At 62.9% G+C, this 11,939-nt stretch carries 4 protein-coding genes and 3 rRNA genes; 6 read left to right on the top strand and 1 reads right to left on the bottom strand.

The window, feature by feature from the left end:
- The first annotated feature begins 25 nt into the window (after positions 1–25).
- Positions 26–2,953 (top strand): DEAD/DEAH box helicase family protein, encoded by a 2,928-nt coding sequence (locus PIR02_18305; protein WZH36676.1) that lies wholly within the window; start codon positions 26–28, stop codon positions 2,951–2,953.
- A 7-nt stretch (positions 2,954–2,960) separates the two neighbouring features.
- On the opposite strand, the gene PIR02_18300 is transcribed toward PIR02_18305, so the two are convergent.
- Positions 2,961–3,956 (bottom strand): lytic transglycosylase domain-containing protein, encoded by a 996-nt coding sequence (locus tag PIR02_18300; GenBank protein ID WZH36675.1) that lies wholly within the window; start codon positions 3,954–3,956, stop codon positions 2,961–2,963.
- Positions 3,957–4,342: 386 nt separating this feature from the next.
- Here PIR02_18300 and rpsA point away from each other — a divergent pair, with 386 nt between their 5' ends.
- The 5 genes from rpsA (at position 4,343) to rrf (ending at position 11,908) form a co-directional block, all read left to right on the top strand.
- A complete protein-coding gene (rpsA, locus tag PIR02_18295) occupies positions 4,343–5,797 on the top strand; it encodes a 30S ribosomal protein S1 (protein WZH36674.1) in 1,455 nt (484 codons plus the stop codon).
- 101 nt (positions 5,798–5,898) lie between these two features.
- The gene (locus PIR02_18290; protein ID WZH36673.1) at positions 5,899–6,072 is read left to right on the top strand and encodes a hypothetical protein; all 174 of its coding nucleotides are present in this window, start codon (positions 5,899–5,901) and stop codon (positions 6,070–6,072) included.
- 571 nt (positions 6,073–6,643) lie between these two features.
- Positions 6,644–8,165: ribosomal RNA gene (locus tag PIR02_18285) — 16S ribosomal RNA — on the top strand.
- Positions 8,166–8,581: 416 nt separating this feature from the next.
- A 23S ribosomal RNA gene (locus PIR02_18280) occupies positions 8,582–11,691 on the top strand.
- 100 nt (positions 11,692–11,791) lie between these two features.
- Positions 11,792–11,908, top strand: a 5S ribosomal RNA gene (rrf, locus tag PIR02_18275).
- The 16S, 23S and 5S rRNA genes sit together here, the layout of an rRNA operon.
- Positions 11,909–11,939 lie beyond the last annotated feature (31 nt).

Raw genomic sequence — 11,939 nt, 5'->3', positions numbered from 1 at the left:
AGGGGCGGCTCTTTAGACTGTCCCGGTGCACCTCGACCCCGCCCGTCCGCTCGCTGGCTGGCGCTTCGACGGCACTCTGCGCACCTATCAGGCGGCCGCCCTCGAGAAGGTCGACGTGGATGCGGGCCGGCCGTTGCACCTGGTGGCCCCACCCGGGTCCGGCAAGACGCTTCTCGGATTGCTGCTGGCGGCCCGCCGGGGTCGGCGGGCGGTGGCCTTCGCTCCCACGCTTGCCATCCGCGGGCAGTGGGCCGAGGCGGCGAGGGGACTCGCGCATGACGACGCTGCGGTCTCCGACGACCCGGAGGCGCCGGCCGCCCTCACCGCCTTGACGTATCAATCGATCAGCGTGGTCGACTCCGCCTCACCGTTCGACGCGCTCGCTCGCGACCGCTGGCTCACCGAGCTCGAGGCCGACGAGCGTTCACCCCAGGCCGCTATGGCGTGGCTCGACGCGCTCGCCCGCACGAACCCCGCCGCCTATCGCCGTGGTGTCCGTTCTCGGGCGCGGGCGATCCGGCGGTCGCTCGCACGGCAGGATGCCGCGGTGCTCACTGCCGCGCTGCACCCGAATGCGCGCGACCTCATCGATCGCCTCGTCGCCCATGGCGTCGAAACGATCGTGCTCGACGAGTGCCACCACCTCCTCGACCACTGGGCACTCGTGGTGGCCGCCCTGGTCGCGCGGATTCGGGCCGAGGGGCGCGAGCCCCTGGTCATCGGTCTCACCGCGACCCTGCCCTCGCCCGACGACGCCGACGAGTACGACAACTACGTCTCCCTGCTGGGCGACGTCGACCTCGAGGTCCCGGTGCCCGCCGTCGTCCGCGAGGGCGACCTCGCGCCGTACCGCGACCTCGTCCACATCGTGGAGCCGACGGCGGAGGAGCGGATGTTCCTCGCCGCGCACGCCGAGGCGCTCCAGGTGGCGCTGCGCACCTCGTTCGCCGTCGGTTCCGGACGCGCCACGCTCCTCGGCATCCTGCAGCCTGCTCTTTCTTCCCGCGCGGTCGCGGAGACCGACGGCGGGGGCTCGGCCACCCGCGACGGTGACGAGATCGACCGGCGCCTCGCCGCGGCCTTCGCGGCCGATTACGCGGGCGCCGAGGCGGCCGCCGCCATGTTCTCCCTCGTCGCCCCCGACGACCCGGTGACGGCGCGCCTCCCCGCGCTCGCGCGGCGTCCTCCGACCACGGACGAGACGCTGCGACTGCTCGGACGCTTCGCGCTCGACCAGGTCCTCCCCGATCCGTCGCGCTCCGAGGAGTGGGAACGCCTGCGCCTGCTCCTCGCCGATTTCGGCTATGCGCTCACCGATCGCGGGGTCCGCCGGACCCGCGATCCGATCGATTCGGTGCTGACCTCGTCGCTGGCGAAAGACCGCGGTGTCTGCGACATCCTCGCGGCCGAGGCCGCTGTGCTCGGCGACGGTCTCCGGGCGCTCGTCGTGACCGATTTCGCGCGGCACGGCAATGTGCACGGAGGTCTTCTCGGCGCGGCGGGAGCAGTTCGCACCTTCTCGGTTCTGGTGACGGATGCCGCGACCGCGGGGCTGCGAGCGATGCTCGTCACATCCTCGACCGTGCGCGTGGCGCGCCACGACGCTGCGACGCTCCTCCCGGCTCTTCGCGCCGAGCTCGGCGTCGATGTGACGGCGGTGCCCGTCGACGACGACCCGAACGTCGTGGACCTGCGGGGGATGGCCGGCGCGGGGCTCGTCGGCGCCGCGGCGCGGCTGCTCACCCGCGGTGATCTCCAGGTCGTCGTCGGTACGCGCGGACTGTTCGGCGAGGGATGGGACTGCCCCCGGGTGAACACTCTCGTCGACCTGACCGCTGCCGCGAGCGACTCGGCCATGCAGCAGCTGCGCGGTCGAACTCTGCGACTCGATCCTGCGTGGCCTGAGAAGACGGCCCACAACTGGACGGTGACCGCGCTCGTCCCGCCGGGCGTGCCCCTCGAAGCGCAACCGGATGCCGCCCGCCTCCGCCGCAAGCACGCGCGGCTCTGGGGTGTCGACATCGACGATCCCGACCGGGTGGTGCGGGGGCTCGACGCCGCGCTCGGGCAGATGCAGCGCCACGCGCTCGCGGAGGTCGTCGCGAAGGCGCCGGCGGCGTCCGTTGTCGACGTGGGCAACCTGACGTCGATCCCGTCACGCGCGCAGACGCGCGAGCGATGGCGCATCGGAGAGCCCTACGACGACGTCGAAGAGGAGTCCTTCGTCGTGGAGTACCGCGCCGACACGCCGCTCTTCCCGTCGTCGGTCGGGGCGGCCCGGTCACTCGGCGCCGCTCTCGGGACGACCGTGGGGGCGACGGGGACGGCGGTCGCCGCACTGGTCGCGCTCGCTCCCGATGTCGCGCCGCCGTTCGTCGTGGTGGCCGCCCTCGCGGGTGGCTTCACGGCGGTGCCGCTCGGGGTGTCCTGGCGCCGCGCGCGGCGACGGGTCCGTGACGCGCAGGCGACGGTACAGCGGATGACCCATGTGCTGTGGGACGTGCTCGCAACAGCGGGGCGGGTGGACGCGCACGCGGGGCCACCGGTGGTGGTCCCGGCGGATGCCGATACGCAGCTCCATCGCTTCGACGTCCGGATGCCGCACACGGGGCCGGCCGATCGCCGGACGTTCGGTCAGGCGCTGATCGAGGTGTGCGCCCCGATCCGTTCTCCCCGCTTCATCGTGGAGGTCGATCGCGGCAGGGGAGCATGGCCGGTGGAGGCGGCGCTGGCCGCCGCCCGTCGCGGACGACCTCGGCGCTTCCTCGCTGTTCCCTCGGAGGTCGGACGGCGCCGTGACACGGCGGGTCTGTTCGCCCAGCAATGGCGGCGTCGCGTGGGCCCGGTCGTGCTGCACGAGGCCGGCGTGTCCGAGGGCGATGTCGCACTCAGCGAAGCGCGCCGCGCCGGAGCATTCTCCGGGGCGGCGCGCTCGGTGGTGCGGTGGAGGTGACGCGGACTCAGTACCACCCGGTGGACTGCGAGTGATCCCATGCGCCGCACGGACTGCCGTAACGCCCGGAGATGTATCCGAGTCCCCACGCGATCTGGGTCGCCGCGTTGGTCTGCCAGTCGCCGCCGGCCGAGGACATCTTGCTTCCGGGGAGAGCCTGAGGGATGCCGTACGCACCACTGCCGGCGTTGTACGCCTGATAGTTCCACCCGGACTCGCGGTTCCACAGCGACACGAGGCACCCGAACTGGTCGTCGCCCCAGCCGTAGCCGGCGAGCATGCCGCGAGCGGTCGCCTGGGCTCCGCCCGGGCTGTTGTCGCCCGATCCGCCACCGGAGGACGGCGGGGGAGTCCACGAGCCTCCCCCGGAGGAGTCGTCGGAGGGGGTCGTGGAACGGGCCTCCGCTTGGGCTTCGGCCTCGGCGCGAGCCTTCGCTGCGGCGGCAGCCTCCGCCTCCTGACGCGCCTTCTCGGCGGCCTCTTCGGCCTGCTTCTTCGCCACCGCGGCATCGAGGCCGCCGCGCAGCTCGCTGACCCGTTGGTCGACGGCCGATGCCGCGGCGGCGACCTCGCTCGTCACGCCGGGGAGGAACGCCGGGGGCAGCACCTGGGCGGCATCCAGACGGTCGGCCGCTTCCTGAAGGGCGGTCGTGTCGACGTCGGCGGGCTGACCGATGTCGAGTCCGGATGCCGCGATGTCGCTCTGCACCGACGTGACGGCCTGCAGGGCGGCCGTGGCCGACGCCTCGGCCGCGCGAGCGTCCGTGACCTCGGGAGCCGCGGTCGTTTCCGGAGCGGTGTACGAGGCGAGCTGGAAGCTGGAGGCCGTCAGGAGTGCGGGGGAGGCCGTGGCTTGCGCGATCGGGGCCGTGCCCGTGAGGGTGGCCGTCGCGACGATCCCCAGGGCCACGACTCCGGCCGTGATCGCCGGGCGACGGCGGGAGCGGCGGGCGGCCTGGCGGCGGTTACGGCGGTTCAGCGGGGGTGTCGAATCAGAACTCATAAAACCGGTTTCGTATCGCGAGGACGGCGGAGACCAGCGCGTCCTGCCCGCCGTTGACGGGCACGAAACGGGGAGCCTGGCATGCCAATCTGGACGCAACCTGGGCAATGGACGCCGCCGGGCTCCGGCCCAGGTGCGCGCGGTAGCGATCACGCGTCGACCCGGTCAGCGCCGCGGGCTCGCAATGAGTTAGGATGAAGTGTCACTCGTCTGGCTATCCCGCACCACGGGTAAGAGCGCGTGATATCGAACAAACAATCCGCTTCGCTTCGGCTCGTCGCTTTCGTTCGCCTTCCGGCGAGTGGCGCTCGGCCGGGCGCGGTCCCACCCGGAACCGCCTCGCAGGAGCCGAAGCCCGACACCCACCCACTAGGACAACCCACTACATGACTACCGCAACGACCGCCCCGGCTACCAAGCAGGTCGCGATCAACGACATCGGCTCCGCCGAAGACTTCTTGGCCGCGGTCGAGAAGACCCTCAAGTTCTTCAACGATGGCGACCTCATCGAAGGCACCGTCGTGAAGATCGACCGCGACGAGGTTCTCCTCGACGTCGGTTACAAGACGGAGGGTGTCATCCCCTCCCGCGAGCTTTCGATCAAGCACGACGTCGACCCCAACGAGGTCGTCAACGTCGGCGATCACGTCGAGGCCCTCGTCCTCCAGAAGGAGGACAAGGAAGGCCGCCTCATCCTGTCCAAGAAGCGCGCGCAGTACGAGCGTGCGTGGGGCGACGTCGAGAAGATCAAGGAGAACGACGGTGTTGTCACCGGCTCCGTGATCGAGGTCGTCAAGGGTGGCCTCATCGTCGACATCGGCCTCCGCGGCTTCCTGCCGGCCTCGCTCATCGAGCTGCGCCGTGTGCGCGACCTCACGCCGTACCTCGGCCAGGAGATCGAAGCGAAGATCCTCGAGCTCGACAAGAACCGCAACAACGTGGTGCTCTCGCGCCGCGCGCTGCTGGAGCAGACGCAGTCCGAGTCGCGCACCACGTTCCTGAACAACCTGCACAAGGGTCAGGTCCGCAAGGGCACGGTCTCCTCGATCGTGAACTTCGGTGCCTTCGTCGATCTGGGCGGCGTGGACGGCCTCGTGCACGTCTCCGAGCTGTCCTGGAAGCACATCGAGCACGCCTCCGAGGTCGTCGAGGTGGGCCAGGAGGTCACCGTCGAGATCCTCGAGGTCGACCTCGACCGCGAGCGCGTGTCGCTCTCGCTCAAGGCGACGCAGGAAGACCCGTGGCAGGTGTTCGCCCGGACCCACGCGATCGGTCAGATCGCGCCGGGCAAGGTCACCAAGCTCGTCCCGTTCGGCGCGTTCGTCCGCGTGGCCGACGGCATCGAGGGCCTCGTGCACATTTCCGAGCTTTCGGGCAAGCACGTGGAGCTCGCCGAGCAGGTCGTGTCGGTCGGCGAAGAGGTCTTCGTCAAGATCATCGACATCGACCTCGAGCGTCGTCGCATCTCGCTGTCGCTGAAGCAGGCCAACGAGTCGGTCGACCCCAACGGCACCGAGTTCGACCCGGCGCTGTACGGCATGGCCACCGAGTACGACGAGCGTGGCGAGTACAAGTACCCCGAGGGCTTCGACCCCGAGTCGGGTGCGTGGCTCGAGGGCTTCGACGCTCAGCGCGAGCAGTGGGAGCAGGAGTACGCCGCGGCCCAGGGTCGCTGGGAGGCTCACAAGGCCGCCGTCGCCAAGGCTCTCGAGGCCGAGGCTGCGAACCCCACCGACGCCGGTTCGTTCGGTGGCTCGTTCTCGTCGGAGTCGCCCGCACAGGGCACCCTCGCCGACGACGAGTCGCTGGCTGCGCTTCGCGAGAAGCTCTCCGGTCGCTGATCGGTTCCTCATCGAAGGCCGGTACCCCTCGGGGTGCCGGCCTTCGGTCGTTCGTGCGCAAGCCCTGGTTCCCCGACAGTCCGTCGGGGGATGATCGTCCTATGGCAAACCGACTTCCTCTCGTGATCGCCCTCGCCGGCTCCGCCGTGCTCTTCCTGTCGATTGCGTTCGTGTTCGCGCTCGTCCTGGGAGCAATGTTCTTCGGCGGTATCGAGTTCACAGGCGGACACCTGGATGCCGCCACCTCGCTGCCACCGATCCCGGTGCGGATCTGACCCCTGGAGGCCGTAGGCCGTCTCCTACGGCGCGATCGCGCTCCAACCGCGTTTTTCCGCGGTTTTCGGGGTGCGACACGCCCGGGCGGTGGTGTGGATTGGACGGGTGGGCGGGATCCGCGTAACTTATTACTTGTTCGCCCCACAGGGGAGAGCGGAGCGGCCGAAAGGCCCCGCGTCCTCTCAAGCGGAGAACAACCCAAGACCCCTCCACATGGTGTAAGGTTTTGTTTCTGGTCTTCGACCGGGTCTCACGACGTTGATCTCATTGATAGGTCCCACTGTGAGAGCCGCAAGGTTCGAATGATCGAATATAGATGTGAACTGCCTCACGGGTAGGTCGAGAGATCGTTTCTGTGGGTGCGTCCGTTCCTTGAGAACTCAACAGCGTGCACTTGTCAAATGCCAATTTATTCCTCGTCGGTCTGACTTTTGTTGGATTGCGAGAAATTCCTTTGGATCAAAGTCCAACCCTTTGGGGTTGGCATCTGGATAGTCAGTTTTGACTTCCTGTTTGGTCAGATTGAACTCGCTTGTCCCGACCTTATTCCGGTTGGGTGGGCTTTTTTCTTTTACGGAGAGTTTGATCCTGGCTCAGGATGAACGCTGGCGGCGTGCTTAACACATGCAAGTCGAACGGTGAAGCCAAGCTTGCTTGGTGGATCAGTGGCGAACGGGTGAGTAACACGTGAGCAACCTGCCCTGGACTCTGGGATAAGCGCTGGAAACGGCGTCTAATACTGGATATGAGCTCTCATCGCATGGTGGGGGTTGGAAAGATTTTTCGGTCTGGGATGGGCTCGCGGCCTATCAGCTTGTTGGTGAGGTAATGGCTCACCAAGGCGTCGACGGGTAGCCGGCCTGAGAGGGTGACCGGCCACACTGGGACTGAGACACGGCCCAGACTCCTACGGGAGGCAGCAGTGGGGAATATTGCACAATGGGCGGAAGCCTGATGCAGCAACGCCGCGTGAGGGATGACGGCCTTCGGGTTGTAAACCTCTTTTAGCAGGGAAGAAGCGAAAGTGACGGTACCTGCAGAAAAAGCGCCGGCTAACTACGTGCCAGCAGCCGCGGTAATACGTAGGGCGCAAGCGTTATCCGGAATTATTGGGCGTAAAGAGCTCGTAGGCGGTTTGTCGCGTCTGCTGTGAAATCCCGAGGCTCAACCTCGGGCCTGCAGTGGGTACGGGCAGACTAGAGTGCGGTAGGGGAGATTGGAATTCCTGGTGTAGCGGTGGAATGCGCAGATATCAGGAGGAACACCGATGGCGAAGGCAGATCTCTGGGCCGTAACTGACGCTGAGGAGCGAAAGGGTGGGGAGCAAACAGGCTTAGATACCCTGGTAGTCCACCCCGTAAACGTTGGGAACTAGTTGTGGGGACCATTCCACGGTTTCCGTGACGCAGCTAACGCATTAAGTTCCCCGCCTGGGGAGTACGGCCGCAAGGCTAAAACTCAAAGGAATTGACGGGGACCCGCACAAGCGGCGGAGCATGCGGATTAATTCGATGCAACGCGAAGAACCTTACCAAGGCTTGACATATACGAGAACGGGCCAGAAATGGTCAACTCTTTGGACACTCGTAAACAGGTGGTGCATGGTTGTCGTCAGCTCGTGTCGTGAGATGTTGGGTTAAGTCCCGCAACGAGCGCAACCCTCGTTCTATGTTGCCAGCACGTAATGGTGGGAACTCATGGGATACTGCCGGGGTCAACTCGGAGGAAGGTGGGGATGACGTCAAATCATCATGCCCCTTATGTCTTGGGCTTCACGCATGCTACAATGGCCGGTATAAAGGGCTGCAATACCGTAAGGTGGAGCGAATCCCAAAAAGCCGGTCCCAGTTCGGATTGAGGTCTGCAACTCGACCTCATGAAGTCGGAGTCGCTAGTAATCGCAGATCAGCAACGCTGCGGTGAATACGTTCCCGGGTCTTGTACACACCGCCCGTCAAGTCATGAAAGTCGGTAACACCTGAAGCCGGTGGCCCAACCCTTGTGGAGGGAGCCGTCGAAGGTGGGATCGGTAATTAGGACTAAGTCGTAACAAGGTAGCCGTACCGGAAGGTGCGGCTGGATCACCTCCTTTCTAAGGAGCATCTGGCACTGATGGCCTTCGGGTTGTGAGTGTCCAGGCGCCGGATCAGACCGAATGTGTCTGCCGGTTAGCTCATGGGTGGAACATTTGATGAGGTGCTCACACTGAGGATTTCGGGTCTAGTACGCAGCTTGCTGTTGGAACGGTTCGGGTCGGAGGGGTGGGTGCATGCACGCTGTTGGGTCCTGAGGGGCCGGGCGCTGATCGCTGAGTCTTTGGGCTGGTGGTTGGTGGCTGTTCCTCGAGGGCCTGTCCTGGCGCCACGGTTGTGGTTGTTGGGGTGGGTACCGCCCGTACTTTGAGAACTACACAGTGGACGCGAGCATCTTCGACATGACCTTCGGGTTGTGTCGTGAAGATGATCTTAAAGATCATTAGTCAATTTTTTGACGATTCAACTCATGTGATTTCAAGTCTTTAAGAGCAAACGGTGGATGCCTTGGCATCTGGAGCCGAAGAAGGACGTAGCAATCTGCGATAAGCCTCGGGGAACTGATAAGCGAGTTTTGATCCGAGGGTGTCCGAATGGGGAAACCCCGCCAGGGCGCGTGCGTACCTGGTGACTCCCGCCTGAATATATAGGGCGGGTAGAGGGAACGTGGGGAAGTGAAACATCTCAGTACCCACAGGAAGAGAAAGCAACAGCGATTCCGTGAGTAGTGGCGAGCGAAACCGGAAGAGGCTAAACCTAGCGTGTGTGATAGCCGGCAGGCGTTGCATGTTGGGGGTTGTGGGACTTTTCTGATTGTTCTGCCGAGCAGTCGACGTGACAAGAGGGTATAGACGAACGGTTTTGAATGGCCGGTCATAGAGGGTGCGAACCCCGTAGTCGAAATGCCTGTTCTTGGCGTGAAGAGTATCCCAAGTAGCACGGGGCCCGAGAAATCCCGTGTGAATCTGTCAGGACCACCTGATAAGCCTAAATACTCCCAGATGACCGATAGCGGACAAGTACCGTGAGGGAAAGGTGAAAAGTACCCCGGGAGGGGAGTGAAATAGTACCTGAAACCGTTTGCTTACAAACCGTTGGAGCCTCCTTAGTAGGGGTGACAGCGTGCCTTTTGAAGAATGAGCCTGCGAGTTAGCGATACGTGGCGAGGTTAACCCGTGTGGGGTAGCCGTAGCGAAAGCGAGTCTGAATAGGGCGATTCAGTCGCGTGTCCTAGACCCGAAGCGAAGTGATCTATCCATGGCCAGGTTGAAGCGACGGTAAGACGTCGTGGAGGACCGAACCCACTTAGGTTGAAAACTGAGGGGATGAGCTGTGGATAGGGGTGAAAGGCCAATCAAACTTCGTGATAGCTGGTTCTCTCCGAAATGCATTTAGGTGCAGCGTTGCGTGTTTCTTGCCGGAGGTAGAGCTACTGGATGGCCGATGGGCCCTACAAGGTTACTGACGTCAGCCAAACTCCGAATGCCGGTAAGTGAGAGCGCAGCAGTGAGACTGTGGGGGATAAGCTTCATAGTCGAGAGGGAAACAACCCAGACCACCAACTAAGGTCCCTAAGCGCGTGCTAAGTGGGAAAGGATGTGGAGTTGCTTTGACAACCAGGAGGTTGGCTTAGAAGCAGCCACCCTTGAAAGAGTGCGTAATAGCTCACTGGTCAAGTGATTCCGCGCCGACAATGTAACGGGGCTCAAGCACGCCACCGAAGTTGTGGCATTGACATTTTTGGTAGGCCTTCGTGGTCCAGCCGTGTTGATGGGTAGGAGAGCGTCGTGTGGCGAGTGAAGCGGCGGGGTGACCCAGCCGTGGACGCTACACGAGTGAGAATGCAGGCATGAGTAGCGAAAGACGTGTGAGAAACACGTCCTCCGAAAGACCAAGGGTTCCAGGGTCAAGCTAATCTTCCCTGGGTAAGTCGGGACCTAAGGCGAGGCCGACAGGCGTAGTCGATGGACAACGGGTTGATATTCCCGTACCGGCGAAGAACCGCCCAAGCTAATCCAGTGGTGCTAAGAGTCCTAGCTCAGAATGTGTCGGATCCCTTCGGGGTGAGGACCGTCTGTGTGAACGCTCGACCCCATGCTGGTGCGGCTAGCGTATTAACAGGTGTGACGCAGGAAGGTAGCCCAAGCCAGGCGATGGTTGTCCTGGTGCAAGTGCGTAGGCCGACTCTTAGGCAAATCCGGGAGTCATTGAGGCTGAGACACGATGCGGATAAAAAGTGGGTGATCCTATGCTGCCAAGAAAAGCATCGACGCGAGGTTCTAGCTGCCCGTACCCCAAACCGACTCAGGTGGTCAGGTAGAGAATACCAAGGAGATCGAGAGAATCGTGGTTAAGGAACTCGGCAAAATGCCCCCGTAACTTCGGGAGAAGGGGGGCCATCCACTTATTAGGACTTGCTCCGAAAGGGTGTGGTGGCCGCAGAGACTAGTGGGTAGCGACTGTTTACTAAAAACACAGGTCCGTGCCAAGTCGCAAGACGATGTATACGGACTGACGCCTGCCCGGTGCTGGAAGGTTAAGAGGACCGGTTAGCCGCAAGGCGAAGCTGAGAATTTAAGCCCCAGTAAACGGCGGTGGTAACTATAACCATCCTAAGGTAGCGAAATTCCTTGTCGGGTAAGTTCCGACCTGCACGAATGGCGTAACGACTTCCCAACTGTCTCAACCGCGAACTCGGCGAAATTGCATTACGAGTAAAGATGCTCGTTACGCGCAGCAGGACGGAAAGACCCCGTGACCTTTACTACAGCTTGGTATTGGTGTTCGGTGTGGCTTGTGTAGGATAGGTGGGAGACGTTGAAGCATTCACGCCAGTGAGTGTGGAGTCATTGTTGAAATACCACTCTGGTCACTCTGGATATCTAACTTAGGACCGTGATCCGGTTCAGGGACAGTGCCTGGTGGGTAGTTTAACTGGGGCGGTTGCCTCCCAAAACGTAACGGAGGCGCCCAAAGGTTCCCTCAACCTGGTTGGCAATCAGGTGGCGAGTGTAAGTGCACAAGGGAGCTTGACTGTGAGACTGACAGGTCGAGCAGGGACGAAAGTCGGGACTAGTGATCCGGCAGTGGCTTGTGGAAGCGCTGTCGCTCAACGGATAAAAGGTACCTCGGGGATAACAGGCTGATCTTGCCCAAGAGTCCATATCGACGGCATGGTTTGGCACCTCGATGTCGGCTCGTCGCATCCTGGGGCTGGAGTAGGTCCCAAGGGTTGGGCTGTTCGCCCATTAAAGCGGTACGCGAGCTGGGTTTAGAACGTCGTGAGACAGTTCGGTCCCTATCCGCTGCGCGCGTAGGAAGTTTGAGAGGATCTGACCCTAGTACGAGAGGACCGGGTTGGACGAACCTCTGGTGTGTCAGTTGTTCCGCCAGGAGCACCGCTGATTAGCTACGTTCGGGATGGATAACCGCTGAAAGCATCTAAGCGGGAAGCCGGCCTCAAGATGAGACTTCCATACCTTCGGGTGAGAGGCTCCCAGCCAGACTACTGGGTTGATAGGCCGGATGTGGAAGCGTAGTAATACGTGAAGCTGACCGGTACTAATAAGCCGATGACTTGATAACACACCGTTTTTGGTGCTTGCGTCCACTGAGTGGTTCTCGATGTACGGTCGGGAACGCAACAATGATTGATCGTTGTTGGTTTTTGAAACATCAATAGTGTTTCGGCGGCCATAGCGAGAGGGAAACGCCCGGTTACATTCCGAACCCGGAAGCTAAGCCTCTCAGCGCCGATGGTACTGCAGGGGGGACCCTGTGGGAGAGTAGGACACCGCCGGACTTCTTTTCACGAAATGGCCACCCACAGCTGG

The sequence above is a fragment of the Microbacterium enclense genome, from assembly GCA_038182865.1.
GTDB lineage: Bacteria > Actinomycetota > Actinomycetes > Actinomycetales > Microbacteriaceae > Microbacterium > Microbacterium enclense_B.
Note: the sequence above shows the minus strand (reverse complement) of the source record. Positions and strands in the feature narration are given on the sequence as shown.